Source organism: Mesorhizobium sp. NZP2298, assembly GCF_013170825.1.
Taxonomy (GTDB): domain Bacteria; phylum Pseudomonadota; class Alphaproteobacteria; order Rhizobiales; family Rhizobiaceae; genus Mesorhizobium.
In genome coordinates, this window is record NZ_CP033365.1 from 512,429 (window position 1) to 538,659 (window position 26,231).

The following is a 26,231-nucleotide window of genomic DNA, read 5'->3' on the forward strand; positions in this document are numbered from 1 at the left end:
ATCCGGCGATTGCCAGTTGCCTCGGACAGAGGTATCGGGCCTTGCCGGAGAGGCGATTTGCAATCATTGGTCCCGTGCATACATATGGCCGATAAAAATCACTCGTACCGCGCCAATCGCCTTTTGGGATCGCGCGAATCGGAGCCAGGAAATGTCTGATAATCTGACCATGCACGCCACGACCATCGTGACGGTGCGCAAGGGCAACAAGGTGGTGATCGCTGGCGACGGCCAGGTCAGCCTTGGCCAGACCATCATGAAGGGCAATGCCCGTAAAGTGCGCCGCATCGGCAAGGGCGGCAATGTGATTGCCGGTTTCGCCGGCGCCACCGCCGATGCCTTCACGCTGCTTGAGCGGCTGGAAGCCAAGCTCGAGCAGTATCCCGACCAGCTGACGCGCGCCTGCGTCGAACTCGCCAAGGACTGGCGCACCGACCGCTATCTGCGCCGGCTCGAGGCGATGATGCTGGTGGCCGACAAGTCGGTCTCGCTGGCGCTGACCGGCACCGGCGACGTGCTCGAACCCGAATTTGGCGTCATGGCCATCGGGTCGGGCGGCAATTACGCACTGGCGGCGGCACGTGCGCTGATGGACACCGACAAGGATGCCGAGGAGATCGCCCGCAAGGCGATGCAGATCGCCTCCGATATCTGCGTCTACACCAACAACAATTTCGTCATCGAAAAGCTCGATGCCGCCTGAGAAGGTGGGCCTTGATCCCGAAAAGTGGGAACCGGTTTTCGGAAAAGATCATGGCCAAACAAGAAGGTAGCTATGATTTTCGGCCGGTGACTGAAGAGGACCTGCCGATGATCGCCGGCTGGCTCGCCGAGCCTGAAGTCGCTCAGTGGTGGAACGATCCGGAGGCGGAAATCGCCGAGATCCGCGATCATATCGACTCGATTTCGGTCGAGCCGCTGATCGTTGAACTCGGCGGCAAGCCGATCGCCTATCTGCAGAGCTACGATCCGCATTTGGAAGACGACCATCCCTATGCCGACCAGCCGTTCGGCACGCTCGGCATCGACCTGTCGATCGGCCGGCCTGAACTGATTGGCATCGGCCATGGCTCCGCGATCGTGCGCCAATTCGTCGAAGAGCTGTTCAGGGAAGGCGTACCGCGCGTCATCATCGATCCGGACCCGGTCAATATCAGGGCCATCCGTGCCTATGAAAAAGCCGGATTCCGGACCATTGATCGCAGGCAATCGGTCTATGGCAACGTGGTGCTGATGGCTATCGATGCTGAAGAGGGCGACGCTGAAGAGGGCGACGCTGAAGAAGGCGATGCCGAAGAAGGCGACGGGGAAGAGGGGCTATAGGGCATGAATGCATCCGGCGAGGAGAAGAACCTCTCGGCCTACGAAAACAGCTGGCGGATGGGGTTGCTGATCGTTGCCGGGCTTGTCATCGTCCAGGCCGTCACGCTCTATCTGATGGGCCGGACGCCGATCTGTACATGCGGCTACGTCAAACTCTGGCATGGCGTGGTGAACAGTTCCGAGAATTCCCAGCACATTTCGGACTGGTACACCTTCTCGCACATCATCCACGGCTTCCTGTTCTACGCGCTGGCACGGTTCCTGTTCCCACGCTCGCCGATCGGCCTGAGGCTGGCGTTCGCCGTTCTCATCGAAGGCGGCTGGGAATTGCTCGAGAACAGCCCGTTCATCATCGACCGCTACCGTGCCGGCACCATCTCGCTCGACTATTACGGCGACAGCATCATCAATTCGGTGTCCGACACACTGGCCATGGTGCTGGGATTTGTGATGGCGCGAAGGCTACCTATATGGGTGATCGTCAGCCTCGCCATCCTTTTCGAACTGGGTACCGGCTACCTCATCCGGGACAATCTGACACTCAACGTGATCATGCTGCTGCATCCGTTCGAGGCCATCAAGCAGTGGCAAAGTGGAATCTAGTGATATGAGCACATTTTCTCCCCGCGAAATCGTTTCGGAACTCGACCGCTTCATCATCGGCCAGAAGGACGCCAAGCGCGCCGTGGCCATCGCCTTGCGCAACCGCTGGCGCCGCCAGCAGCTGGAAGGCCAGATGCGCGAAGAGGTGATGCCGAAGAACATCCTGATGATCGGGCCGACCGGCGTCGGCAAGACCGAGATCTCGCGCCGCCTGGCGCGTCTGGCCGGTGCGCCTTTCGTCAAGGTCGAGGCAACCAAGTTCACCGAAGTCGGCTATGTCGGCCGTGACGTCGAGCAGATCATCCGCGATCTCGTCGAGATCGCCATCGGCCTGGTGCGCGAGAAGATGCGCGAGGACGTCAAGGCGCGCGCCCACATCAATGCCGAGGAACGCGTTCTGGAAGCGCTGGTCGGCAAGACGGCGAGCCCGGCGACGCGCGACAGCTTCCGCAAGAAGCTGCGCGACGGCGAACTCGACGACAAGGAGATCGAGATCGAAGTGGCCGATACCGGCAATGGCGGCATGCCCGGTTTCGAGATCCCCGGCATGCCGGGTGCCAATATCGGCGTGCTCAACATCAACGACATGCTGTCCAAGGCGATGGGCGGCAAGAAGACCAAGCTGCGCAAGACGACGGTGAAGGAATCCTACGATCTGCTGGTCGGTGACGAGTCCGATAAGCTGCTCGACCAGGACGAGGTGGTGCGCCGGGCGCTGGATGCCGCGGAAAATGACGGTATCGTCTTCCTCGACGAGATCGACAAGATCGCGGCCAGATCGGACATTTCGGGCGGGCCTTCGCGCGAAGGCGTGCAGCGCGACCTGCTGCCGCTGGTCGAAGGCACCACGGTGGCGACCAAATACGGCCCGCTGAAGACGGACCACATCCTGTTCATCGCATCGGGCGCCTTCCACGTCTCGAAGCCGTCCGACCTGTTGCCGGAATTGCAGGGCCGCCTGCCGATCCGGGTCGAGCTGCGCGCGCTCGAGAAGGAGGATTTCGTCCGCATCCTGACCGAGACGGAAGCGAGCCTGATCAAGCAGTATATCGCGCTGATGAAGACCGAGGGCGTCGACCTGACCTTCACCGACGACGCCATCGATTCGCTCGCCGGCATCGCTGTCGATCTCAACGCCAGCGTCGAGAATATCGGCGCCAGGCGGCTGCAGACGGTGATGGAACGGGTGCTGGACGAGATCTCCTACGACGCGCCCGACCGCAACGGCACGAGCGTCACCATCGACGCCGCCTATGTGGAAAAGCATGTCGGCGATCTCTCCAGAAACACAGATTTGTCGCGATTCATTCTCTAACCGACAGCTCTGGAAGGTTCCGGCGCCGGAACAGGCAACACCTCCGGCGGAAGTCATGTGTGGCCAGACGGTACCATCTGGCCACCTTTCGTCTTGCCGGCGGAAAGGGCGCTCTCGACTCAACCCAGAGCATTACCCTAGTTTGCGCGGCAATACCTCAGGGCGGCGGCGCATGAAAAAACTCATCCCAATCATTCTCAGGCCAATCATTCTGGGCTTAACGCTGGCGGCGACGCTGTTCGTCGCTGATGCGGCGACATTGGTGCCGCCGGGAAACCGCAATGCCGAGCAGCCCGACATTCCCGGCGCCTCGAGCCGGCGCACGCAGGCGACCAACACCACCTTCCAGGCGAAATACCGGAAGGTCTATGCCCTGCTGCAGAACGACGCCGATCTGCGCGCCAAGATCAAGAAGGCCGCTTCCGCATACGGCATTGATCCCCTGCACATCGTCGGCGCCATCGTCGGCGAGCACACCTACAATGTCGACGCCTATGACCGGCTGCAGACATACTACGTCAAGGCGATCTCCTATCTCTCCAGCAAGCTGTCCTTCGCCTATGACGGCGAGGACATCACCGATTTCGTGCAGCGGCCGGAATTCAAGAAATGCGCCGCGATGTCGGACAGCTACGACCTTTGGGAATGCCGCGAGCAGGTCTGGAACCATTCGTTTCGCGGCAAATCGGTCGGAGGGACAAGCTTTCCCGATGACCGCTTCGGCGCCACTTTCTTCCAGCCCTACTATGCCGGCCAGACCTTCGGCCTTGGCCAGCTCAACCCTTTGACGGCGCTGCAGATGAGCGATCTCGTGCACAAGGTCTCCGGCCTGCCGAGGCTCGACGTCGGGGACCCCAATTCGGTCTACAAGACCATCATGGATCCCGACCTGACGCTGCCCTATGTCGCCGCTACGATCAGGAAATCGATCGATGCCTACAAGAGCATCGCCGGCTTCGACATTTCGGGAAATCCGGGACTGACCGCCACGCTCTACAATGTCGGCAATCCGGAGCAGCGTGCCTATGCGCTGAAGGCGGAGAACGACAAGCGTCGCGCCGCCGGTGAACAGGTGAAGCTGCCGGAAGAGAATTATTACGGCTGGCTGGTCAACGACAAGCTGCCGGAACTCAAGGCGCTTTTCTAGATCGCTTCAGGGAACCCGCAGAACCCTACGTCTGCCTGTCGCCGTCTTCGATCTTGGCAAGTGCATTCAGCTGCGCTTCGCTGATCTCCGCGCCGTTCTTGTCCAGAATGATGATACCCACGGCCTTGGCGCGCCGCAGTGCTTCGAGACGCGCTACAGCCTCTTTCGCAGCGGCAAAATCGTCCCTGATCTGCGCGACCGAAATGCCGTAGAGGATCGAATAGGGCATGAGCCGGTAACCTAGAGCAACCTGCGCAGGCTAGCACGGCTCAAGCGGCCAGCAACGATTTCAGCTTTACGGCCTGTGATCCCAGCGCCTCCGGCGCCGGCCTGGCCTGCTTGCCGATCAGCACTTCGGCCAGCCTGATGTCACGGGCGACAGCGTTGCCGGGACCGATGCCGTTGGCCGCCACCAGCCTGCCGTCCTCGGCCAGGTGGAAGATGATGAAGGCGCCATCATCGAGATCGCGTCGCACGGTGCCGCGCCCTTCGTCGGCAAGGCCGGATATCTGCAGGGTGAGCCCATACTGATCCGACCAGAACCACGGCACCGCCGCATGCGCTTCGCCGGCTCCGAGCATATTTTTCGCCGCCAGCGCGCCCTGTTCCTGCGCATTGCGCCAGGCTTCGAGCCGCACGCGGCGGCCGCCATAGACGGCAAGCGGGAACGAACAGCAGTCGCCGGCGGCAAAGACATCGGGATCGCTGCTGCGCAGCTCGGCATCGACCGCGATGCCATTGTCGATGGCCAGGCCGGCCTCGGCCGCGAGCCCGGTCACCGGCACGGCGCCGATGCCGATGATAGCGAGGTCGGCTGTGATTTCGCGTCCGCCGCCGAGCGCGATACGCACATGCTCGCCGTCGTCGGCGATGGACGCAAGGCCTTCACCGCACAGGATGTCGACGCCTTCGGCGACATGCGCGGCATGAATGATTTCGGCGATCTCGGCCGGTACGCCGCGCATCAGGATGCGCGGTTGTGCCTCCACGACAGTGACCGCAGCGCCGAGCTTGCGGGCCGCGGCGGCGAGTTCGAGGCCGATGAAGCCGCCGCCGATGACGGCGATGCGGTTGCCCGCACGGAGGTGGGCGCGAATGGCCAGCGCATCGCCGAATGTCCTGAGATAAACGCAGCGCTTGCCGAGGCCAGGCATCTGCAGTTTGCGCGGGGTCGAGCCGGTGGCCAGCAGCAACTTGTCGTAGGGCAGGACCGAACCGTCCGACAGGCGCACCGTATGCGCCGCGCGATCGATCGCGACGGCCCGGACGGAACGGATATGCCGGATCGATTTCTCGGCCAGGATCGCGTCGCTGGCGATCGCCTTGATTTCCGGCGCGTCGCCGGCCATCGCGTCCTTGGACAAAGGCGGCCGTTCGTACGGCAGGTGCGGCTCGTCGCCGACCAGCGTCACCGGCCCGTCATAGCCGAGATCGCGCAGCGTGAGCGCTGTGCGCCCCCCGCATTCGCCGGCCCCGATGATGACCATTCCGCGCGCCATCTCCGTTACCCGATCTGCACGAGGACTTTGCCGGCGTCGACCCTGACCGGATAGGTCCTGAGGTTGACGCAGACCGGCGCGCCCCTGGCCGCGCCGGTCTTGTAGTTGAAGCGACCATTGTGCTTGGGGCATTCGATGATGTCGTCCATCACCAGACCGTCGGCAAGATGCACCTTTTCATGTGTGCAGAGCCCGTCCGTGGCGAAGTATTCATCGTCCGGGCTGCGATAGATGGCGAAGGTGCGCCCGCCATGATCGAAGCGCATCACATCCTCTTCATCAATGTCATCGGCAGCACAGGCCTCGACCCAGTCGCTCATTCAGTCCTCCGCAAAAGCAATTCCCGGAAAAAATGCGTAGCGGTTTTCCCGGGAAAAGCGCTTGGCGCTTTCCCCAGGGAATTGCGTTGAAACAAAGAGTGTAGATCGGATGCCACGATCATTCCGCCGCGGCGGCGATGACATCGCCATGGAATTCCTCGCGGTACGGCTTGGCGGTCGGCGGCAGTTCGCGCTTGAGGAAATAATCCTCGTTGCGCAGCTGGCGCAGGAAGACCGGGATCATCTCGCGGTAGCCGGCCAGGATCGATGGCGTCGGCGCCGGCAGATCATGCTTGATCAGCGCATGCAGCTTGGGCAGGGCATGGTAAGGCACCATCGGGAACATGTGATGCTCCACATGATAGTTCATGTTCCAGTAGATGAAGCGGCTGATCGGGTTCATGTAGACGGTACGGCTGTTGAGCCGGTGGTCGATGACATTGTCGGCGAGGCCGCCATGCTGCAGCAGGCCGACCATGACGTGATGCCAGGCGCCATAGAGCCTGGGCAGGCCGACCAGCATCAAGGGCAGGAACGATCCGGTGTGGAGCGCCAGCACGATGGTTGCGGCATAGATCGCGGTCCAGATACGGGCAATGCGGATCGCCTTGCCCTGCTCCTGCTCGGGAATGAAGGTCTTTTCGGCCGCGCTGATGTTGCCGGCCGCGTTGCGCAGCATGTCCGACATCGCACGCCAGGCATCGAGCACGCCGACAAAGCCGAGGATGGCGCGCACCAGGTCCGGCGGCCGCATGACCGAGATTTCCGGGTCGCGGCCGACGATGATGGTGTCGGTGTGGTGGCGCGTATGGCTCCAGCGCCAGGTCACCGGGTTGCGCATGATCATGAAGCAGGCGATCTGATAGATCACATCATTCATCCACTGCGTCCGGAAAGCCGTGCCGTGGCCGCATTCGTGCCAGCGTGAATCGGTGGATGAACCGTAGAGGACGCCATAGACGAAGAAGAACGGTACACACCACCAGGTGCCCCAGAACCAGGCGCCACCCGCACCGCTGACAATGAGGGCGGCGAGCCAGATCGCGGTGTCGCGGATCGCCGGCCCGTCGGAGCGTTGCATCAGCTCCTTCATCTGCTTGCGCGGAATGTCCGTGTGATACCACTCGGCCGCCGACAGGCCGTTTTCCACGGCGAGCTTGGCGTCGCGCCCGATCAGGCTGTAGTCACGCCGGGACGGCGCTGTCGTCATGATTGCCTCCCTCGGCAAGGCACCCGCCCAGGCGAATGCCGCTTATCCATTGGCTTCGAGCCTGAAAATATCGCCGAGCCATGATAGACTCAATATCATAAAGATAGTTTCTATCATTTCCTATCAGAATGATGTATCCATGCTTGGGGACTCGAACGAGGGCGATCATGGCGAAACGGCCGACCATCACCGATCTGGCACGCATTTCCGGCGTCAGCGTTGCCACGGTGGACCGGGTGCTCAACAACCGCCTGCCAGTGCGCGAGGAAACCGCCCGCCGCGTCTACGAGACCGCGACCGAGATCGGCTATCACGCCGCCGGCCTGATCAAGCAGCGGATGCGCCATGAGCTGCCGGAGTACGGGCTCGGCTTCCTGCTGTTGCGAGGCAATGACGTGTTCTATTCGGAGTTCGCGCGGCAGCTCGAGCTCGCGGTCTCGCAATCACAGCGCTTCCGCGGCGTCGCGATCATCGATTTCGCCAGTTCGCTGACGCCGGACGAAATCGTCGAGCGCACGCGCAAGCTGGCGGCCAGATGCAGGGCCGTCGCGCTGGTCGGGCCGGATCACCCGACGCTGACGGTCGTCGTCGAGGAGATGAAGGCCAAGGGGTTGCCGGTGTTTTCGTTGCTGTCCGACTTCGCGGCCGGCATTCGCGAAGGCTATGTCGGCCTCGACAACCGCAAGGTCGGCCGCACCGCGGCCTGGATGATCTCGAAAGCGGCGAAACGGCCTGGCAAGGTCGCGCTGTTCGTCGGCAGCCACCGCTTCCACGGGCATGAGTTGCGCGAGATCGGCTTCCGCTCCTTCTTCCGCGAACAGGCGCCGGACTTCACCTTGCTTGAAACGCTGGTCAATCTCGAGGCCAACCAGATCACGCAGGATACGCTGCTCGATGTTCTCGCCCGCCATCCCGATCTGGTCGGCTGCTATGTCGCCGGCGGCGGCATGGAAGGCGCGGTCGCGGCGCTGAGGCAGGCGAGGCCGGCGGAGATGCCGGCGGTCGTCTGCAACGAGATCACGGCGGTCTCGCGTTCGGCCCTGGCCGACGGCATCCTGACGATGGTGATCTCGACGCCGCTGCCGGCACTTTGCCGCGAGCTGCTGGACCTGATGGCGCATGCCATCGAGACGGGCGCCGCGAATGCGCCGGGACAGACTTTTCTGCCGTTCGAGATCTACCTGCCCGAGAATATCTAGCAACATTCTTTCTCCTTTGAGCGCTACCGGCCGTAGCCGAAGCGCGAAGCGGAGTTGAAAATTCGACCGCCAACATATTATGATCCGCTAATGGGCATGGACGGGTTTGGGTACATCGCGTTTGGCAAGGACGAGCTCTATGCGCGCGGGGCACTCTTCAGCGCCCTTCGGCTGTTGCACCACTGCCCGGACGCAAAGATCACGGTCCTGACCGACAGGCCCGCTGTTTTCGACGGATATCCCATCGAAGCGATAGAGCTTACGGCCGAGAAAATGACCGAAATGTCTTTTGGCAATCGGTACAAATTTGGCATCAAGGCTGCCGGCATCATTGAGCTATTGCGGCGTTGCGATCGCCTGTTTTTCATGGATACCGACCTCTACCCCGTTGGCAATGTATCGAGATGCTTCGGAAAAATCTCCGCCTCGCACTCGATCATGAGAAAATGCGAAGGGACGCCAAAGGCCGCCGCCTATCAGGCAATCGCGGATAAGGGATTTTTGCTTGGGGACCAGCGGCTGTCCGGACGCGAGCCGATGTGGAATAGCGGCGTCGTAGGTGTCCACAATTCCAATCTTCCGGCGCTGGCTGAAGCTTACCAGGCCATCGAGCAAATGATCGGCGTGGTCAGAGCACACACGTCCGAACAGTTCTGCATTGGTGTGGCGTTATCGCAGCACGGTCGCTCCATAAGCGGACACTGGCTGCCCCTGCGGAACTATAACACCAGAGGTCGAAAGCTATTTGCCAGGCAGCGCATTGAAGCCTTTTTCGAGCGCGCCAATCATCTTACCGTAAGTCAACAGATAGAGTCCGCGGGAAGATACCGGGTGTGGCGGGCTCCGCTCGACTTGTTGATGCTGCGGGACATCTGGCACTTCTAGGCCAATCGCCGCAGCCCATCACGGGCCCCTCACTTATACCCCCGGACTTGCCCCGGCTTGGGTCAGCCCTCGCATCGAGCACGCTCGCCCAGCCCGCATCGACGCCGCTTTCCCGCATCGGCCAAAATCGCGCATCCGGTTCTGGAATCGCCCTTGACGCCTTGTGGCAAAATGGAATAAATATTTCACCAACTGTATATTTTGGTTCTTTCGTTCCGGAACGTCTGTTTCAAACGGAGAGTTTGGCGTTCCAGCCGATGCGGGGAATGCAGCGCGGAACGAAACGATATCAGGGAGAGATTCCCCGGGGAGATCGGGGATTCCGGATAGATCGGTGCAACCGGACACCAAAAGTGGAGGAGAGATACAATGAAGAAACTGCTTTTGGGCGTCGCCTTCGCGGCGCTGATGAGTTCATCGGCCATGGCCGCCAAGATCGGCGTATCGATGGCCAAGTTCGACGACAACTTCCTCACCGTGCTGCGCAACGGCATGATCGCGCAGGCCAAGGGCATGAGCGGCGTCGAGCTGCAGGTCGAGGACGCACAGAACGACGTCGCCAAGCAGCTCGACCAGATCAAGAACTTCGCCGCTTCGGGCGTCGACGCCATCATTGTCAACCCTGTCGACACCTCGGCCACGCAGGCGATGTCGGACGCCGCCGCAGCCGCCAAGATCCCGCTGGTCTACGTCAACCGCGAGCCGGTCAATGTGAACTCGCTGCCGGACAACCAGGCCTTCGTCGCCTCGAACGAAGCCGATTCCGGCACGCTCGAGACCAAGGAAGTCTGCCGCCTGTTCAAGGAGGCCGGCAAGAAGGAAGCCAATGTCTATGTGATCATGGGCGAGCTTTCCAACCAGGCCGCCGTGCAGCGCACCAAGGACATCGAAGAGGTGATCGCCACGCCGGACTGCAGCTTCATCAAGATCATCGACAAGCAGACCTCGAACTGGAACCGCGACGAGGCACAGAACCTGATGACCAACTGGCTGTCGACCGGCAAGCCGTTCGATGGCGTCATCGCCAACAATGACGAAAGCGCCATCGGCGCCATCCAGGCGATGAAGGCCGCCAACATCGACATGAAGTCGGTTGTCGTCGGCGGCGTCGACGCCACCCAGGACGCGCTGGCGGCGATGCAGGCGGGCGACCTTGACGCAACCGTGTTCCAGGACGCGGCCGGCCAGGGTGCCGGCGCGCTGGATGCGGCGCTCAAGCTGTCCAAAGGTGAAAAGGTCGAGCACAAGGTCTACGTGCCGTTCCAGCTCGTCACCCCAGCCAACATCGACAAGTTCCTGAAGAAGAACTGAGCCACGGGCATACGGAGCGGCGCTTTCGCGCCAAAGAAGGCGCCGCTCCTCTTTCCCTCAGCGCCTGAAGGCGATCGAGGAACGACCGCGGCTGACGGAGGATAGAAGATTGTCACAGACATCCCATGGCGTCGGAGGGCTCACCTACGATGCGAAGAAGCGCGCATGGCCGGCCGAGCTCAATGTTTTCCTGGCGCTTGTCATCCTCGTCGTCGCCTTTGAAGTGATCGGCCGGGTCTTTCTCGGCGACAGTTTCCTGTTCAACACCCGCAGCGACGTCGGCGGCATCTTCAACGAGGCGCGCCTGCAGATCATCATCCTGCAGGTGTCGATCGTCGGCATCATCGCCATCGGCGTGACGCAGGTGATCATCACCGGAGGTATCGACCTGTCCTCGGGTTCGATTGTCGGCGCCACCGCCATGATCGCCATGAGTTTCGCCCAGGTGGCAACCGTCAACGGCAACCCAAATCCCAAGGCGATGTTCCTGGCGCAAGGCTGGACCGACCTGCCTGTGATCGTGCCGCTGCTGGTCGCGATCGGCTGCGGCCTGCTGGCCGGCCTCGTCAACGGCGCCTTGATCGCCTACACGCGCATTCCGCCCTTCATCGCCACGCTCGGCATGATGGTGACCGCGCGCGGCATCGCCAAATGGTGGTCCAAGGGCCAACCGATCTCGTTTCCCACCGACAGCTTCGCCGCGATCGGCAAGGGTCTGATGCCTGTCATCATCTTCCTGTCGCTGGCGGTGCTGTTCCAACTGATCCTGACCTACACCCGCTACGGCAAGCACTGCTATGCGATCGGCTCCAATGAGGACGCCGCGCGCATGTCCGGCATCAAGATCGCCAACCACAAGATCCTGGTCTACGTCATCGCCGGCATTCTCGCCTCGCTCGCCGCCGTGGTGCTCTCCTCCAAGAACCTCACCGCCCAGGCCGGCATGGGCGTGATGTACGAACTCGACGCCATCGCCATGGCGGTCATCGGCGGCGTCTCCCTGTCGGGCGGCCGCGGCTCGATCATCGGCACGGTGATCGGTTCGCTGATCTTCGGCGTCATCATCTCCGGCTTCACCTTCCTGCGCCTCGACGCCTACTACCAGGAGATGGTCAAGGGCGTGATCATCGTCGGCGCGGTCGTTCTCGACCAGTGGCGCCAACGCCTGCGGGCATTGAGGGCTTGACCATGTCAGACATCGTCCTGAAGACCGAAAACCTCACCAAACGCTATGGCGGCGTGCATGCGCTCGAGGGCGCCAACTTCGAGCTGCGCAAGGGCGAGCATGTCGCCATCATGGGTGACAATGGCGCCGGCAAATCGACCTTCGTGCGCCAGATCACCGCGGTCGAGCAGCGCACCAGCGGCCAGATCTGGTTCGATGGCAAGGAAGTGAATTTTGCCGGGCCGATCGAAGCGCGCACGGCGGGCATCGAGACCGTGTTCCAGAACCTGGCATTGGCCGATGATCTCGACGTGCCGTCGAACCTGTTCCTTGGCCGCGAAAAGGTGCTGTTCAATCTCGGGCCGTTCTCGATCCTCGACCGCAAATACATGCGCAAGGCAACCGAGGCTGCACTGATCCGCACCGCGGTGAAGATCCCCAATCTCTCCAACACCATCCGCCACATGTCGGGCGGCCAGCGCCAGTGCGTGGCGATCGCCAGGACGGCGACCTTCGCCTCCAAGCTGATCATCATGGACGAACCGACGGCGGCTCTCGGCGTGCAGGAGACGGCGCAGGTCGAAAACATCATCCGTACGCTGAAGGACAATGGCGAGCCGCTGATCCTGATCAGCCACAATATGCGCCAGGTGTTCGACCTGTGCGACCGCATCGTCGTCTTCCGGCGCGGCCGCATCGTCGCCAATCTGCGCAAGGAGAACACCGACGGCCAGGACATCGTCTCCTACATCACCGGCGCCAAGACCGGAGAGGCGGAACTCGCGGCTTGAGGCCGGGCGTGGTCTCCCGGTTCCGGGACGATCCGCCGCGCCAGGAAAATAGCCTTGCCACCTTTCCCGACAAGAAAGGTCGGGACACAACTCTCTCGAACCCACCCCTAGAGGAAATATCCATGACTGTTCGCTTCGCCCTCCTCGGTGCCGGCCGCATCGGCAAGGTCCATGCCCGTGCCGTCGGCTCCAACCCGCAGGCCAAACTGGTGGCCGTGGCCGATGCCTTCGAGAAGGCGGCTAAAGAGCTGGCGAGCGCCTATGGCGCCGAGGTGCGCACCATCGATGCGATCGAGACATCCAAAGACATCGACGCCGTCGTGATCTGCACGCCGACCGACACCCATGCCGATCTGATCGAGCGTTTCGCCAAGGCCGGCAAGGCGATCTTCTGCGAGAAGCCGATCGACCTGAACGTCAAGCGGGTGGAGAAGTGCCTGGCCGTGGTCGAGAAGGCCAAGGCGACGCTGATGGTCGGTTTCAACAGGCGCTTCGATCCGCATTTCGCCGCCGTGCGCAAGGCCATCGACGACGGCGCCATCGGCACGGTCGAGATGGTCACCATCACGTCGCGCGATCCCGGCCCGCCGCCAGTCGACTACATCAAGCGTTCGGGCGGCATTTTCCGCGACATGACCATTCATGATTTCGACATGGCGCGCTTCCTGCTCGGCGAGGAGCCGGTGGCGGTCAGCGCGCACGCCTCGGTGCTCGTCGACAAGAAAATTGGCGAGGCCGGCGATTTCGATAGCGTCAGCGTCATCCTGGAGACCGCGTCCGGCAAGCAGGCAATCATTTCGAACTCGCGCCGCGCCACCTATGGCTACGACCAGCGCATCGAGGTGCATGGCTCGAAAGGCATGATAGCGGCCGAGAACCAGCGCCCGGTGTCGATCGAACTGGCCAACGAGAAGGGCTATACCCGCCCGCCTTTGCACGACTTCTTCATGACCCGCTATCTCGACGCCTATGCCAACGAGATAGCCGCCTTCATCACGGCCGCGACGAAGGGCAAGAAGGCAGCGCCAAGCGGCGCCGATGGCCTGGTGGCGCTGAAGCTGGCGGACGCGGCGCTGAAATCGGCGACGACGGGCAAGACCGTCCGCCTCGACAAGTAAGTACCGGAATTCGGATCCCAACTACAGGAGCAGGGCGATGAGCACATCCGCCGATCGCAATTCGAAAACACGCGCCATCGTCACCGGCGGCGCGCAAGGCATCGGCTTCGCCGTCGCCGAGGCACTCGCCGACGAGGGCTGCCGGGCACTGGCGCTTATCGGCCGCTCTCAGGAGAAGGGCGACAAGGCCGTCGCCACCCTCAAGAAGTCGGGCGTCGACGCCATCTTCATCAGCGCCGACGTTTCCAAGGTGGCCGACTGCAAGCGCGCGGTGGCGACCGCGCTCTCGCATTTCGGCACCATCAACGCGCTGGTCAATGCCGCTGCGACGTCGGCGCGCGGCTCGCTCGTCGAAACATCGCAAGAGCTGTTCGACACGATCTTCGACACCAATGTGCGCGGTCCGTTCTTCCTGATGCAGGGCGTGGTGGCGCATCTCCTGGAGAAGAAGGCTCCCGGTTCGATCGTCAACGTGCTCTCGATGTCGGCACATACCGGCCAGTCCTTCCTGACGCCCTATTCGACCAGCAAGGGCGCGCTGATGACGCTGACCAAGAACGTCGCCAACGCCTATCGTTTCAACCGCATCCGCTGCAACGCGGTGCTGCCGGGCTGGATGGACACCGAGGGCGAGGATATCGTGCAGAAGAAATGGCATGACGCCCCGGACGACTGGCTGGCGAAGGCCGAAGCCGCGCAGCCGATGGGCCAGTTGGTGAAGCCGGACCAGCTCGCCCGGCTGATCAGCTACATGGTCAGCCCGCAATCGGGGGTCATGACCGGATCGCTGGTCGACTACGACCAGAGCGTTGCGGGGTCGTCACCGGAGTAGGGCCGACGGTCCGGCGGAAACGCCGATCACTTCGTCATCCACGGGCGGAGCAAGGAGCGCAGCGACACGGCGCAGACCCCTGGAGCTGCTCCGCAGCCCAAGGGATCCATGCCGGGACTCCTGAGCGCCGCCGCGGTGCAGAATTCTGCTCCGCTGCACCCTTCGACTGAGGTCGCGGAATGGATCCCAGGGTCTCCGCGACGGAGCTTCGCTCCTGCTTCGCCCAGGGATGGCGAAATCGCGAGGGTTCGGCCTACCGGAATTGACAGCCATCAGGCACGTGACAAACGCCTCCGCATCGACTATATGAGCCGCATGATCAACCTGTCCGCCACGTATTGGTACTTTAGGAGCTCGCTGGCGGCGGGAGGATTGCGCTCGATCTGAAGATTGCAGCAACAACATCCGAACAGCCGCCAGACCTGGCGGCTTTTTTGTTTCAGCCGGCAGGTCTCCTAACAGGAGCAGAAAGCCGTGTTGACCACCACAGACGACCTTCGGGTCAAGGAAATCCGAGAACTGAGCACGCCGGACCAGGTGATGCGGGAGATCCCGCGCACGCTGACGGCGACGCGCACCGTCAGCGCATCACGCAATGCGATCCACGCCATCTTGAACGGGTCCGACGACCGGTTGCTTGTCGTCGTCGGCCCCTGTTCGATCCACGATCCGGTCGCGGCCGTTGACTATGCCAGCCGTCTGGCGGCGCTGCGCGAGACCCTGGCCGACCGGCTCGAGATCGTCATGCGGGTCTACTTCGAGAAGCCGCGTACCACGGTCGGCTGGAAAGGGCTGATCAACGATCCCGACCTCGACGGCAGCTTCAACATCGACAAGGGGCTGCGGATGGCGCGCAATGTGCTCTCGGCCGTCAACAATCTCGGCCTGCCCGCGGCGACCGAATTCCTCGACATGACCACCCCGCAATACATTGCCGACCTCGTCGCCTGGGGCGCGATCGGCGCGCGCACGACCGAGAGCCAGATCCATCGTGAGCTGGCGTCGGGCCTGTCCTGCCCGGTCGGGTTCAAGAACGGCACCGACGGCAATCTCAGGATCGCCGGCGAGGCGGTGAAATCCGCTGCCCAGCCGCACCATTTCATGGCGGTCACCAAGGGCGGACGCAGCGGCATCGCGACCACCACCGGCAATGAGGACTGCCATGTCATCCTGCGCGGCGGCGTCCAGCCCAATTATGACGCGGCGAGCGTCGAGGCGGCCTCGGTCGAACTCGCCCGCATCGGCGTCGCGCCAAGGCTGATGATCGATGTCAGCCACGCCAACTCGAGCAAAAAACCGGAGAACCAGCCCAAGGTGGCGGCCGACGTGGCAGGCCAGGTCGCGGCGGGCGACGAGCGCATCATCGGCTTGATGATCGAGAGCAATCTCGTCGCCGGACGGCAGGACGTCGTGCCTGGCAAGCCTCTCGTCTACGGCCAGAGCATCACCGATGGCTGTATCGACTGGGCGACCACCGAGACCGTGCTGCACGGCCTGGCCGGTGCCGTCGAATGGCGCCGCTCGGCTCGCCGTGCCATGCTGGAGAACCGTCAGGGAGCCGCCTGATCTGGCCAGAGACAAGGCAGGGCGGCGGTTCCCGTTTCAGCCGGGGATCACGCCGCCCTCAGCCCTTCCCAAGCGGTGAAGACCGAGACCGCGAAGAGCAACAGGCCGGCCGCCCGGCCCGCAAGAGTGGTCGCCCGTGGATTGGCGATCAGAAGGTTGCGGCTGCGGCCAGCCGTGATCGCGAGCCCGCCATAGATCGCGGCCTGGGTCAGCACCGTCATCAGCCCCATCACCGTTGCCTGTATCCAGATCGGGCCGTAGTCCGGCTTCAGGAACTGCGGGTAGACGGCAAGCACGAACAGATACGCCTTCGGATTGACAAGGCAGGTCACCAGCCCCTGCCGAAACGCCTTCCATGCAGAGCGGCTGCCGGCAGGCCCGTCCTGACCGACGGTGATGGAGCTGCGCATCAACGAGATGCCTATGAAGGCCATGTAGGCGGCGCCAGCGATCAGCAGCGGCTTGAACAGGACCGGCACGAAATGCATCAGCAGCCCGACGCCGATCGCGCCGTTCAGCGTGTGCACCATGCCGCCGACCATGATGCCGCCGGTCGCGGCCAAACCCCTGTCGCGGCCGCCGGTCAACGCATTGGCCAGCACGAACAGCATGTCCATGCCCGGAACGATGATGATGCCGAACAGGAGAATAAAGAAAAGCCAGAGATTTTCCGCGTAACCCATGTCAGTTGCCTGCCGCCTCGTTCCGCCAAGCCGCAGCGGAACCTGTTGATTTTCAATTCGATAGGCAGTCCTATAGGTCGACCCAACTGACAATGGTGTGTCAGTTGGAATCGAAGCCGGGTGAGGAAAATGCGCAAGGCGTCACGCCTGTTCGAGATCATCCAGATCCTGCGGCTGGCAAGGCAGCCGGTGACGGCGGCAATGATTGCCGAGCAGTTGGAAGTGACTGTACGTTCGATCTATCGCGACATCGCGGCCCTGCAGGGGATGCGCGTGCCGATCGAGGGCGGGCGCGGCATCGGTTATATCCTGCGCCCCGGTTTCGACCTGCCGCCGCTGATGTTTTCGATCGAGGAGATGGAGGCGATCGTCCTGTCGCTGGCCCTGCTGGAGCGCACGGGGGACGACGAGCTCAAACAGGCGGCCAAACGTGTCAGCGCCAAGATCGCCGGCGCGGTGCCGCCGCCGCTGCGCCAGACCTTCGACGCCAATGCGCTGCATGCCTGGGGTTTCGCCGCGCCGTCGGCCGGCACGATCGACCTGGCGCTGGTGCGCCGCGCCATCCGCGACGAGGAGAAGCTTGATCTCTCCTATCGCGACGAAATGGGCCGCGCCTCCGAGCGCCTCGTCCGCCCGATCGCGCTCATCTATTATGCCGAGACCGCCAACATCGTCGCCTGGTGCGAGTTGCGTCAGGCGATCCGCAATTTCCGCAGCGACCGGATCGAGGATTGCCAGCCGACCGGGCTGCGCTTCAAGGGCGAAGGCGACCGCTTGCGGCAGATCTGGGTCGACGGCTGGGAAACCCCGGCCGTCGGCGGCTGAGGCGCGCTTGCATTACCGCACATCCACCCAGCGCTTTTCCTGGAAGGAGCGCGCCATGGCGTGCACGGTGCGCTCGATTTCCAGACCTTCGGCGAACTCGACGAGCCGCGCCGGTCTGCCGGCTAGCCGCGTCAGCAATTCGTGACACTCGATGATCTTGAGGTCGTTGAAACCGAGACCGTGCCCGGGTGCCGGCAGGAAGGCGTCGTAGGGCTTGTGGTGCGGCGCCATCAGGATGGTGCGGTAGCCCTGTTCGGTCGGGCGATCTGACGTGACATAGAGCTGGATTTCGTTCATCCGCTCCTGGTCGAACAGGATCGACCCCTTGGAGCCGAAAATCTGGATGGCGATGCGGCCCTTGCGGCCCCAGGCCGAGCGGTTGACCTGAAGCGTGCCGGCGATGCCGTTTTCCAAATGCATCAAGACGCTGGCGATATCATAGGTCTCGACCGCGCGGCGTCCGCCTGTTGCCAGCTTGCGGTCGGCATAGGGCTTGGCCATGTCGCAGATGACGCTGGAGACGCGGCCGAACAAGGCCGAGACGAGCGACAGCGGATGCACAGCGAAATCGTCGAGCGCGCCATAACCTGAGGCGGCCTCGTGCTTCCAGAAGAAGAGCGCTTCGGGATCGGCCATGAAATCCTCGTCCATCTCGATGCGCAGATGGTTGACCTCGCCGATGATCTTCTCGTCGAGCAGCGCGCCGATGTGACGGATGGCCGGGCTCTGGATGTAATTGTAGCCTAGGGCCGCGATCTTGCCTGATGTCTTCGCCGCGGCCGCCATCGCCTCTGCCTCGGCAAAGCTTGGCGCCATTGGTTTTTCGCACCACAAATGCTTGCCGGCTTGGAGAATGGCGATAGCCATTTCCGGATGGAACTGGTTGGGCGTGGTCAGCGAGACGATGTCGACCTCCGGGTCGTTGACGACGGCGCGCCAGTCGCCTGAGGCCTTGTTAAAGCCGAACTCCCTGGCCTTGCGCTGGGCCAACTCCTCATTGACCTCACCAAGATGGACAAGCCTGGGCTTGGCCACGTCCGGAAAGACGGCGCCGACGGCACTCCATGCGATGGCATGGCATTTGCCCATGAAGCCCGTGCCGATGAGACCGACGCCAACCATTTTCCGTTTCTCCGCTGCCTGAAGCACTGCGTGGATGAATTAATCCATTTTTTCTTGGAATGGAATGTCTGCCTCATTTTTTATGGCGTTCTTGCGCAGGCTCGCTATGATGGGGCAGAGAGGACACTTCCAATGCATGTCGCCCAAAAGTGCGCAGCGGTTTTGGGACACCGACATGTATGGAATCAAACGGTCTAACGCGCGTTGACGCGCCTTGGACAAGCTTGGACGGGCCGACGATGGACGAACGGGTACCTCGCGACTTCGAGACGCTGCGCGACACGATCCTCGATCGTCGCGAAACCCTGCCGAAACGCATCGCGCAGATCGCCGCTTATGCGCTCGACAATCCCGACGATATCGCCTTCGGCACCGCCGCCAGCATCGCCGCTTCGGCCGGTGTGCAGCCATCGACCCTGATCCGGTTCGCGCAGCAGCTTGGCTTCGACGGCTTCACCAGCCTGCAGCAGGTGTTCCGCGAGCGGCTGCGTGAGCGCAACTCGTCCTACGATGAACGGTTGCAGGCCTTGCGCGCCAAGGCCGAGGGCGGCGCCGGCCACCGCGCGATCTTCGACGGATTCGTCGCCGCCGCCAGCACCTCGCTCAACGACATTTCCCGCACGCTGGATGACGCGCATCTGGAAGACGCGATTTCGCTGCTGGCAAAAGCGCAGACCATCTACGTGCTGGCCAAGCGCCGCTCCTACCCGGTGGCGACCTACATCGCCTATGCGCTGGGCAAGCTGAAGATCCGCAACCAGCTGATCGAATCGGCCGCCGGCCTGAATGCCGAAATGGTCGGCTTCGCGACGCCGGCGGACGCCGTCATCGCCATCTCCTTCTCGCCCTATGCGCCGGCCACCATCGAGGAAGCACGCACCATCTCCGAACAGGGCGTGCCGATCGTTGCCATCACCGACAGCTCGTTCTCACCGCTTGCCCAGTTCGCCAAGGTCTGGTTCGAGGTTGCCGAGGCGGACTTCGCCGGCTTCCGTTCGCTGTCGGCGACGATGGCGCTGGCCATGGCGCTGACCGTCGGCGTTGGTGAGAAACGGCGCGACGCAAGCCGCAAGCGCAAGGCCTGAGCCTGTCTTCGCTGGACTCGGGCCAGTCTCAAGATCGGGCGCTGGCTCTTGCTTCCCATGCCTCCACCGGGGATCATGATTCCGTACTTTTCGGTCCGGGAATGCTCATTCCATATTGACTATGGATTGGAATTATTATTTCATATTCCTGGCACCACGCTGCCGCTCGCGCGTGTTACCCAAACAAATGTTGTTCCTGACAACAAGACCGACGGGAGGTTCCAATGAGCGAAGCCGTGGATTTAAAACAGGCGCCGCTCGACGTCATCACCATCGGTCGCGCTTCCGTCGACCTCTATGGCCAGCAGATCGGCTCGCGGCTGGAGGACATCACCTCCTTTGCCAAGTCGGTCGGCGGCTGCCCGGCCAACATCTCGGTCGGCACGGCCAGGCTCGGCCTGCGCTCAGCGCTGCTGACGCGCGTCGGCGACGAGCAGATGGGCCGCTTCATCCGCGAACAGCTCAAGCGCGAAGGCGTCAGCACCGACGGCCTGAAGACGGACAAGGAGCGCCTGACGGCTCTGGTGCTGCTCTCGGTCGAGAGCGAAGGCGTCTCGCCGATGATCTTTTATCGCAGCGACTGCGCCGACATGGCGCTGGCGCCAGAGGATATAGACGAAGCGTTTATCTCTTCGGCGCGTTCGATCGTCGTCACCGGCACGCATTTTTCCCGCCCCAACAGCGACGCCGCCCAGCGCAAGGCGATCCGCGTCATGAAGGCCAAGGGCGGCAAGGTTGTCTTCGATATCGACTATCGGCCCAATTTGTGGGGCCTTGCCGGCCATGCCGAAGGCTTCGAGCGCTATGTCAAGTCGGACCGCGTCTCGGCCCAGCTGAAAACGGTGCTGCCCGATTGCGACCTCATCGTCGGCACCGAGGAAGAGATCATGATCGCCTCGGGCGCAGACGACTGCCTGAGCGCGCTGAAGACGATCCGCGCGCTGTCCTCGGCCACCATCGTGCTCAAGCGCGGCGCCATGGGCTGCATCGTCTATGACGGACCGATCAGCGACGATCTGGAAGATGGCATCGTCGGCAAGGGTTTCCCGATCGAGATCTACAATGTGCTGGGTGCAGGCGACGCCTTCATGTCCGGCTTCCTGCGCGGCTGGCTGGGTGGGGAAGACCATGCGACAGCGGCGACCTGGGCCAATGCCTGCGGCGCGTTCGCGGTGTCGCGGCTGCTGTGCGCGCCGGAATATCCGACCTTCGAGGAGCTGCAGTTCTTTCTCAAGAACGGCAGCAAACACCGGGCCTTGCGCAAGGACGAGGCGATCAACCACATCCATTGGGCAACGACCCGCCGGCGCGACATCCCCTCGCTGATGGCGCTCGCCTGCGACCACCGTGTGCAGCTCGAGGACGTGGCGGCCAAGGCCGGCGCCGATCTCGCGCGCATCCGCGATTTCAAGGTTCTGGCGGTCAAGGCGGCGGCCAAGGTCGCCGCAGGCCGTGACGGCTACGGCATGCTGATCGACGAGAAACATGGCCGCGAGGCGATGTTTGAATTCGCCAGGCACCCCTTCGCCTGGCTTGGCCGTCCCGTCGAGTTGCCGGGCTCAAGGCCGCTGCGCTTCGAGTTCTCGCAGGACATCGGCTCGCAACTGGTGGAATGGCCGGTCGATCACTGCATCAAATGCCTGTGCTTCTATCATCCCGACGATCCGGCGGCACTCAAGGAAGAACAGCAGCAGAAACTGCGCGCGCTGTTCGAGGCGGCACGGAAAGTCGGCCGGGAACTTCTCATCGAGATCATCGCCGGCAAGCACGGCAAGCTCGACGACACGACCATTCCGCGCGCGCTGGAGGAACTCTATGCGCTTGGCATCAAGCCCGACTGGTGGAAGCTGGAGCCGCAGGCATCGAGCGGCGCCTGGGCGAGGATCGAAGCGGTGATCCTGAAGCATGATCCGTGGTGCCGCGGCATCGTGCTGCTTGGCCTGGAAGCGCCGCAGGACGAGCTGGAAGCGGCTTTCGCCGCCACCGCCAAGGCGCCCATCGTCAAGGGCTTTGCCGTCGGCCGCACCATATTCGTCCACGCGGCCGAGGAGTGGCTCGCCGGCAGGATGTCGGATGACGAGGCTGTCGCCGACATGGCGTCGCGCTTCGAACAGCTGACCGAGGCGTGGCTTGCCGCGCGCGGACGCAAGGCGGCATAAGAAGGCGGCACAAGGACTGCGGAGGAAACACAATGAGCAAGACAATCCGTCTGACGATGGCGCAGGCGCTGACCCGCTTCCTGTCCCGCCAGATGACCGAGATCGACGGAAAAAAGGTGCCGATCTTCGGTGGTGTCTGGGCGATCTTCGGCCATGGCAATGTCGCCGGCATCGGCGAGGCGCTCTACCAGGTGCGCGACGAATTGCCGACCTTCCGCGCCCACAACGAACAGGCGATGGCGCATGCGGCGATCGCCTATGCCAAAGCCAATTTCCGCCGCCGCTTCATGGCCGCAACCTCTTCGATCGGACCCGGCGCGCTCAACATGGTGACGGCGGCAGCCCTCGCCCATGTAAACCGGTTGCCTGTCCTGTTTTTGCCCGGCGACGTCTTTGCCAACCGCATCCCCGACCCGGTTCTGCAGCAGGCCGAGGATTTTTCCGACGGCACGGCAACGGTCAATGACTGCTTCCGCCCGGTGTCACGCTATTTCGACCGCATCACCCGGCCTGAGCAGATCATCCCGGCACTTAGCCGTACCATGCAGGTGCTGACCGATCCGGCCGATTGCGGGCCGGTGACGCTGTCGCTTTGCCAGGATGTGCAGGCCGAGGCCTATGATTATCCCGAGAGCTTCTTTGCCGAACGGGTCTGGCACCAGCGCCGGCCGCGCCCGGATCGCCACGAGCTTGCCGCTGCTGCGGCAGCGCTCAAGGGTGCGAAGAAACCGCTGATCATCGCCGGCGGCGGCGTGCTGTATTCGCAGGCTTCGGACGAGCTAGCGAAATTCATCGAAGGCGCCGGCATTCCGGTCTGCGAGACGCAAGGCGGCAAATCCTCGCTGCCGGACGATCATCCGCTCAACATGGCGGCGGTCGGCGTCACCGGCACTTCGGCGGCCAACCGGCTGGCGGAAGAAGCCGATGTGGTGCTCGCCATCGGCACGCGCCTGCAGGATTTCACCACCGGCTCGTGGGCGCTGTTCAAGAATTCCGGCAAGACCATCATTGGGCTGAACGTCCAGCCTTTCGATGCCGGCAAGCACCGGGCGCTGCCGCTGGTCGCCGATGCGGCCGAGGGGCTCGCTGAACTCGGTGCCGCGCTGAAGGGGTGGAAGGCGCCTGCCGCCTGGACCGACAATGCGGCCACCGGCAAGAAGGCCTGGCAGGCCGAGGCGGCCAAGGTGACAGCGTCGACCAATGCCGCTTTCCCGTCCGACGCACAGGTGATCGGTGCCGTGCAGCGGGCCATGGGCTCCGGCGTGACGCTGCTGAATGCATCGGGCGGCCTGCCGGGCGAACTGCATAAGCTCTGGCAGGCGGGCGCGCCCGGCTCGTACCATGGCGAATACGGGTTCTCCACCATGGGTTACGAGATCGCCGGCGGGCTCGGCGCCAAGATGGCCAAGCCCGACCAGGAGGTCGTCGTCATGATCGGCGACGGCTCCTACCTGATGATGAATTCCGAGATCGCAACCTCGGTGATGCTTGGTTTGAAGCTGACCATCGTGCTGCTCGACAACCGTGGCTATGGCTGCATCAACCGGTTGCAGATGGCGACCGGCGGCGCCAACTTCAACAATCTCCTGAAGGACGCGCGCCACGAGATCCTACCCGATGTCGACTTCGCCGCCCATGCGGCGAGCCTGGGCGCGATATCGGAGAAAGTGCCCTCGATCGCCGGGCTCGAAAACGCGCTGCAGAAGGCCAAGAGGAACGACCGCACCACCGTTGTGGTCATCGACACCGATCCGCTGGTTTCCACCGATGCCGGCGGCCATTGGTGGGACGTGGCGGTGCCGGAAGTCTCGGCGCGGCCGCAGGTCAACGCGGCGCGCAAGGCCTATGACGAGAAGCGCCGGATGCAGAGCGTCGGCGATTGATGCGAGCTCCCTTCTCCCCGTCCCTATACGGGAGAAGGTGCCGGCAGGCGGATGAGGGGCGGCGCCAGCGGCCAAAGAATGAACTGTTCCAATCTGGAGTGACGACTTGAAAGCCAAACTGGGCATGTCCCCCATCGCGTGGTGGAACGACGATCTTGCGGAACTGAGTGATGACGTGTCGCTGGAGGAGTGCCTGCGCCAGTCGCGTTCGGCCGGCTTCACCGGCATGGAAATGGGCCGGCGTTTTCCCAACGACCCCGCCGTCATGCTGCCGATCCTGAAGGCAGCCGACGTGACGCTGTGCGGCGGCTGGTTTTCCGGAACGCTGGTCGATGAGGAGATGGGCAAGAACAAGGACCGCATCCAGCCGATGATCGACCTGTTCAAGGCGGTCAATGCGCCTTGCATCGTCTATGGCGAGGTCGGCCGCTCGATCCAGGGCGACCGTTCGAAGCCGCTCGCCACCAAGCCGAAACTCACCAGTGACGAAATGAAGGCCTATGGAAGGCGCCTGACCGAATTCGGCGAATGGTGCGCCGAGCAAGGCATGCCGCTTTCCTATCACCACCACATGGCGGCGGTGGTCGAGACCGAGCCGGAACTCGATGCCTTCATGCGCCATTCCGGCGAAGGCATTCCGCTGTTGCTGGATGCGGGACATCTGGCCTTTGCCGGCGGCGACGTGCTGCGCGCCATCGACAACCACCACAAGCGCATCAGCCATGTCCATGTGAAGGATGTGCGCATGGACGTGATCGACAAGCTCGACCGCACGAAACAGTCCTTCCTAGACGCCGTGGCGCTCGGCGCCTTCACCGTGCCGGGCGATGGCTCGCTCGATTTCGGCGCCATCGTGCAGCGCTTCGCCGACCATGGCTATGAGGGCTGGTTCGTGGTCGAGGCCGAGCAGGACCCGAAGAAGAACCCGCCGCTCAAGATGGCGCAGGTCGGCCACAAGGAGCTGATGCGGGTGATGACGGCCGCCGGCTACACGGTGGAGACCCAGGGTTTTCCGAATGCCTGACGCGATGGGTTCACGGCGAGCCAGGTTGCTGTAGATTGGCCCGATGAAAGATTCCGAGCACCCCTTCTTCCGGCCCTTGTGGCGGCGTGTTGCCGTCGTCGCGGTCTGCGTCATCTGGTCGATCATCGAGTTCGCCACCGGCACGCCGTTCTGGGGCGTCCTCGCGCTCGGCTTCGCCGGCTATGGCGTCTGGCAGTTTTTTTATCTGTACAAGCCGGCCGAGGAGAACAAGGCGACGGCCGAGCCCGAACCGAAGGAGTAAGGCATGTCGAAGCTGCTCGTGAAGGCGGACAAGGGCCATGGCCGCATCGCCCATGTGACGCCGAAAAGCGCTGGCTGGACCTATGTCGGCTTCGACCTGCATCGGATGAAACCAGGCAAAAGCGCCTCGGGAAAGACGGACGATCGCGAGGTCTGCCTGGTGTTCGTCACCGGCAAGGGTGCCGCGAAAGCCGGCGGCAAGGATCTTGGCCTGCTCGGGGAACGCATGTCACCCTTCGAAGGCAAGCCGTGGTCGGTCTATATTCCCGAGGGATCGGACTGGTCGGTAACGGCCGATACCGAATTGGAACTCGCGGTGTGCTCGGCGCCCGGCCTTGGTGGCGGCCTGCCGGTTCGGGTGATCGGGCCGGACGATCTCGGCCAGGAGGTGCGCGGCAAGGGCACCAACACGCGTTACGTCACCAACATCCTGCCGGAAGGCAAGCCGGCGGACTCGCTGCTGGTGGTCGAGGTCATCACGCCCGGCGGCCATACGTCGAGCTACCCGCCGCACAAGCACGACCAGGACAATCTGCCTGATGAATCCTATCTCGAGGAAACCTACTATCACCGCCTCAACCCGCCACAGGGCTTTGCCTTCCAGCGCGTCTACACCGACGCCGACAAGAACGGCCATCGCGCGCTGGACGAAGCCATGGCGATCGAGGATGGCGATGTCGTGCTGGTGCCCAAGGGTTATCACCCCTGCGCCGCCTGCCATGGCTACGATCTCTACTATCTCAACGTCATGGCCGGGCCGAAGCGGACGTGGAAATTCCACAATGCCCCGGAGCACGAATGGTTGATGAAGACCTGATCGTTGCGGTGGCGCCGGCTGAAGTTGTTGGTCCAGCTTGAAAAAATCGTCGGCTAAGGACCGCCTGGCTCGATTTGCCTTCGAAAAC

General features: G+C 62.9%; 26 protein-coding genes. 20 read left to right on the forward strand and 6 right to left on the reverse strand.

The window, feature by feature from the left end; genetic code table 11:
* Positions 1-151 precede the first annotated feature (151 nt).
* The 5 genes from hslV (at position 152) to EB231_RS02345 (ending at position 4,388) form a co-directional block, all read left to right on the forward strand.
* A complete protein-coding gene (gene hslV / locus EB231_RS02325) occupies positions 152-703 on the forward strand; it encodes an ATP-dependent protease subunit HslV (protein ID WP_172347414.1) in 552 nt (183 codons plus the stop codon).
* Between the two features lie 50 nt (positions 704-753).
* Positions 754-1,323, forward strand: a complete 570-nt coding sequence (locus EB231_RS02330) for a GNAT family N-acetyltransferase (protein ID WP_172347415.1) — start codon at positions 754-756, stop codon at positions 1,321-1,323.
* A gap of 3 nt (positions 1,324-1,326) precedes the next feature.
* Positions 1,327-1,926 (forward strand): DUF2585 domain-containing protein, encoded by a 600-nt coding sequence (locus tag EB231_RS02335; protein ID WP_172347416.1) that lies wholly within the window; start codon positions 1,327-1,329, stop codon positions 1,924-1,926.
* 4 nt (positions 1,927-1,930) lie between these two features.
* Positions 1,931-3,241, forward strand: a complete 1,311-nt coding sequence (gene hslU, locus EB231_RS02340; RefSeq protein ID WP_172347417.1) for an ATP-dependent protease ATPase subunit HslU — start codon at positions 1,931-1,933, stop codon at positions 3,239-3,241.
* 172 nt (positions 3,242-3,413) lie between these two features.
* Positions 3,414-4,388 (forward strand): DUF1402 family protein, encoded by a 975-nt coding sequence (locus EB231_RS02345; protein WP_172347418.1) that lies wholly within the window; start codon positions 3,414-3,416, stop codon positions 4,386-4,388.
* Between the two features lie 25 nt (positions 4,389-4,413).
* On the opposite strand, the gene EB231_RS02350 is transcribed toward EB231_RS02345, so the two are convergent.
* The 4 genes from EB231_RS02350 to EB231_RS02365 all read right to left on the reverse strand — a co-directional run bounded on the left by EB231_RS02350 (position 4,414) and on the right by EB231_RS02365 (position 7,417).
* Positions 4,414-4,617 (reverse strand): hypothetical protein, encoded by a 204-nt coding sequence (locus tag EB231_RS02350; RefSeq protein WP_172347419.1) that lies wholly within the window; start codon positions 4,615-4,617, stop codon positions 4,414-4,416.
* A gap of 40 nt (positions 4,618-4,657) precedes the next feature.
* Entirely contained in the window at positions 4,658-5,875 is a 1,218-nt protein-coding gene (locus tag EB231_RS02355; protein WP_172347420.1) for an NAD(P)/FAD-dependent oxidoreductase, read from the reverse strand.
* A 17-nt stretch (positions 5,876-5,892) separates the two neighbouring features.
* Positions 5,893-6,207, reverse strand: coding sequence for a MocE family 2Fe-2S type ferredoxin (locus EB231_RS02360; RefSeq protein ID WP_140770385.1), 315 nt, complete (start codon positions 6,205-6,207; stop codon positions 5,893-5,895).
* Between the two features lie 118 nt (positions 6,208-6,325).
* On the reverse strand, positions 6,326-7,417 hold the full coding sequence (locus tag EB231_RS02365) for a fatty acid desaturase family protein (RefSeq protein ID WP_172347421.1): 1,092 nt from the start codon (positions 7,415-7,417) through the stop codon (positions 6,326-6,328).
* Positions 7,418-7,584: 167 nt separating this feature from the next.
* On the opposite strand from EB231_RS02365, the gene EB231_RS02370 reads away from it, so the two are divergent.
* The 8 genes from EB231_RS02370 (at position 7,585) to EB231_RS02405 (ending at position 16,284) form a co-directional block, all read left to right on the forward strand.
* On the forward strand, positions 7,585-8,616 hold the full coding sequence (locus EB231_RS02370; RefSeq protein ID WP_172347422.1) for a LacI family DNA-binding transcriptional regulator: 1,032 nt from the start codon (positions 7,585-7,587) through the stop codon (positions 8,614-8,616).
* 90 nt (positions 8,617-8,706) lie between these two features.
* Positions 8,707-9,501: a hypothetical protein gene (locus tag EB231_RS02375; RefSeq protein ID WP_172347423.1), complete on the forward strand. Its 795-nt coding sequence runs from the start codon at positions 8,707-8,709 to the stop codon at positions 9,499-9,501.
* 369 nt (positions 9,502-9,870) lie between these two features.
* Positions 9,871-10,812 (forward strand): sugar ABC transporter substrate-binding protein, encoded by a 942-nt coding sequence (locus EB231_RS02380; protein WP_172347424.1) that lies wholly within the window; start codon positions 9,871-9,873, stop codon positions 10,810-10,812.
* Positions 10,813-10,921: 109 nt separating this feature from the next.
* Positions 10,922-11,998, forward strand: a complete 1,077-nt coding sequence (locus EB231_RS02385; RefSeq protein ID WP_140770395.1) for an ABC transporter permease — start codon at positions 10,922-10,924, stop codon at positions 11,996-11,998.
* A 2-nt stretch (positions 11,999-12,000) separates the two neighbouring features.
* Positions 12,001-12,768 (forward strand): ATP-binding cassette domain-containing protein, encoded by a 768-nt coding sequence (locus tag EB231_RS02390; protein WP_027040720.1) that lies wholly within the window; start codon positions 12,001-12,003, stop codon positions 12,766-12,768.
* A gap of 122 nt (positions 12,769-12,890) precedes the next feature.
* Positions 12,891-13,886 carry an inositol 2-dehydrogenase gene (iolG, locus tag EB231_RS02395; protein WP_172347425.1) on the forward strand — a complete coding sequence of 332 codons (996 nt, stop codon included), beginning with the start codon at positions 12,891-12,893 and terminating at the stop codon, positions 13,884-13,886.
* Between the two features lie 37 nt (positions 13,887-13,923).
* Entirely contained in the window at positions 13,924-14,718 is a 795-nt protein-coding gene (locus tag EB231_RS02400) for an SDR family oxidoreductase (protein WP_172347426.1), read from the forward strand.
* 474 nt (positions 14,719-15,192) lie between these two features.
* Positions 15,193-16,284: a 3-deoxy-7-phosphoheptulonate synthase gene (locus EB231_RS02405; RefSeq protein ID WP_172347427.1), complete on the forward strand. Its 1,092-nt coding sequence runs from the start codon at positions 15,193-15,195 to the stop codon at positions 16,282-16,284.
* 47 nt (positions 16,285-16,331) lie between these two features.
* On the opposite strand, the gene EB231_RS02410 is transcribed toward EB231_RS02405, so the two are convergent.
* Positions 16,332-16,967: a LysE family translocator gene (locus EB231_RS02410; RefSeq protein WP_172347428.1), complete on the reverse strand. Its 636-nt coding sequence runs from the start codon at positions 16,965-16,967 to the stop codon at positions 16,332-16,334.
* 129 nt (positions 16,968-17,096) lie between these two features.
* On the opposite strand from EB231_RS02410, the gene EB231_RS02415 reads away from it, so the two are divergent.
* The gene (locus tag EB231_RS02415) at positions 17,097-17,792 is read left to right on the forward strand and encodes a helix-turn-helix transcriptional regulator (protein WP_172347429.1); all 696 of its coding nucleotides are present in this window, start codon (positions 17,097-17,099) and stop codon (positions 17,790-17,792) included.
* Positions 17,793-17,804: 12 nt separating this feature from the next.
* Here the strand turns inward: EB231_RS02415 and EB231_RS02420 are convergent, their stop codons facing one another.
* Positions 17,805-18,914 (reverse strand): Gfo/Idh/MocA family protein, encoded by a 1,110-nt coding sequence (locus EB231_RS02420; RefSeq protein WP_172347430.1) that lies wholly within the window; start codon positions 18,912-18,914, stop codon positions 17,805-17,807.
* A gap of 239 nt (positions 18,915-19,153) precedes the next feature.
* Here EB231_RS02420 and EB231_RS02425 point away from each other — a divergent pair, with 239 nt between their 5' ends.
* From EB231_RS02425 to iolB, 6 genes are all read left to right on the forward strand, one after another.
* Positions 19,154-19,999: a MurR/RpiR family transcriptional regulator gene (locus EB231_RS02425; RefSeq protein WP_172347431.1), complete on the forward strand. Its 846-nt coding sequence runs from the start codon at positions 19,154-19,156 to the stop codon at positions 19,997-19,999.
* 224 nt (positions 20,000-20,223) lie between these two features.
* Complete coding sequence (locus tag EB231_RS02430) at positions 20,224-22,158, forward strand: bifunctional 5-dehydro-2-deoxygluconokinase/5-dehydro-2-deoxyphosphogluconate aldolase (protein ID WP_172347432.1); 1,935 nt, start codon at positions 20,224-20,226, stop codon at positions 22,156-22,158.
* Between the two features lie 32 nt (positions 22,159-22,190).
* Positions 22,191-24,041: a 3D-(3,5/4)-trihydroxycyclohexane-1,2-dione acylhydrolase (decyclizing) gene (iolD, locus tag EB231_RS02435; RefSeq protein ID WP_172347433.1), complete on the forward strand. Its 1,851-nt coding sequence runs from the start codon at positions 22,191-22,193 to the stop codon at positions 24,039-24,041.
* A gap of 106 nt (positions 24,042-24,147) precedes the next feature.
* On the forward strand, positions 24,148-25,065 hold the full coding sequence (gene iolE, locus EB231_RS02440) for a myo-inosose-2 dehydratase (protein ID WP_172347434.1): 918 nt from the start codon (positions 24,148-24,150) through the stop codon (positions 25,063-25,065).
* A gap of 43 nt (positions 25,066-25,108) precedes the next feature.
* Positions 25,109-25,327: a DUF3329 domain-containing protein gene (locus EB231_RS02445; protein WP_172347435.1), complete on the forward strand. Its 219-nt coding sequence runs from the start codon at positions 25,109-25,111 to the stop codon at positions 25,325-25,327.
* Positions 25,328-25,330: 3 nt separating this feature from the next.
* The gene (gene iolB / locus EB231_RS02450) at positions 25,331-26,143 is read left to right on the forward strand and encodes a 5-deoxy-glucuronate isomerase (protein WP_172347436.1); all 813 of its coding nucleotides are present in this window, start codon (positions 25,331-25,333) and stop codon (positions 26,141-26,143) included.
* The last annotated feature ends 88 nt before the right edge of the window (positions 26,144-26,231 follow it).

Coding starts and splice junctions, on each gene's coding strand:
- hslV (WP_172347414.1), top strand. CDS start 152: ATGTCTGATAATCTGACCATGCACGCCACGACCATCGTGACGGTGCGC.
- EB231_RS02375 (WP_172347423.1), top strand. CDS start 8,707: ATGGGCATGGACGGGTTTGGGTACATCGCGTTTGGCAAGGACGAGCTC.
- EB231_RS02365 (WP_172347421.1), bottom strand. CDS start 7,417: ATGACGACAGCGCCGTCCCGGCGTGACTACAGCCTGATCGGGCGCGAC.
- EB231_RS02355 (WP_172347420.1), bottom strand. CDS start 5,875: ATGGTCATCATCGGGGCCGGCGAATGCGGGGGGCGCACAGCGCTCACG.
- EB231_RS02335 (WP_172347416.1), top strand. CDS start 1,327: ATGAATGCATCCGGCGAGGAGAAGAACCTCTCGGCCTACGAAAACAGC.
- EB231_RS02390 (WP_027040720.1), top strand. CDS start 12,001: ATGTCAGACATCGTCCTGAAGACCGAAAACCTCACCAAACGCTATGGC.
- EB231_RS02410 (WP_172347428.1), bottom strand. CDS start 16,967: ATGGGTTACGCGGAAAATCTCTGGCTTTTCTTTATTCTCCTGTTCGGC.
- EB231_RS02430 (WP_172347432.1), top strand. CDS start 20,224: ATGAGCGAAGCCGTGGATTTAAAACAGGCGCCGCTCGACGTCATCACC.
- EB231_RS02345 (WP_172347418.1), top strand. CDS start 3,414: ATGAAAAAACTCATCCCAATCATTCTCAGGCCAATCATTCTGGGCTTA.
- EB231_RS02415 (WP_172347429.1), top strand. CDS start 17,097: ATGCGCAAGGCGTCACGCCTGTTCGAGATCATCCAGATCCTGCGGCTG.
- EB231_RS02420 (WP_172347430.1), bottom strand. CDS start 18,914: ATGGTTGGCGTCGGTCTCATCGGCACGGGCTTCATGGGCAAATGCCAT.
- iolB (WP_172347436.1), top strand. CDS start 25,331: ATGTCGAAGCTGCTCGTGAAGGCGGACAAGGGCCATGGCCGCATCGCC.
- EB231_RS02425 (WP_172347431.1), top strand. CDS start 19,154: ATGGACGAACGGGTACCTCGCGACTTCGAGACGCTGCGCGACACGATC.
- EB231_RS02380 (WP_172347424.1), top strand. CDS start 9,871: ATGAAGAAACTGCTTTTGGGCGTCGCCTTCGCGGCGCTGATGAGTTCA.
- EB231_RS02445 (WP_172347435.1), top strand. CDS start 25,109: ATGAAAGATTCCGAGCACCCCTTCTTCCGGCCCTTGTGGCGGCGTGTT.
- iolG (WP_172347425.1), top strand. CDS start 12,891: ATGACTGTTCGCTTCGCCCTCCTCGGTGCCGGCCGCATCGGCAAGGTC.
- iolD (WP_172347433.1), top strand. CDS start 22,191: ATGAGCAAGACAATCCGTCTGACGATGGCGCAGGCGCTGACCCGCTTC.
- EB231_RS02350 (WP_172347419.1), bottom strand. CDS start 4,617: ATGCCCTATTCGATCCTCTACGGCATTTCGGTCGCGCAGATCAGGGAC.
- EB231_RS02400 (WP_172347426.1), top strand. CDS start 13,924: ATGAGCACATCCGCCGATCGCAATTCGAAAACACGCGCCATCGTCACC.
- EB231_RS02330 (WP_172347415.1), top strand. CDS start 754: ATGGCCAAACAAGAAGGTAGCTATGATTTTCGGCCGGTGACTGAAGAG.
- hslU (WP_172347417.1), top strand. CDS start 1,931: ATGAGCACATTTTCTCCCCGCGAAATCGTTTCGGAACTCGACCGCTTC.
- EB231_RS02360 (WP_140770385.1), bottom strand. CDS start 6,207: ATGAGCGACTGGGTCGAGGCCTGTGCTGCCGATGACATTGATGAAGAG.
- EB231_RS02370 (WP_172347422.1), top strand. CDS start 7,585: ATGGCGAAACGGCCGACCATCACCGATCTGGCACGCATTTCCGGCGTC.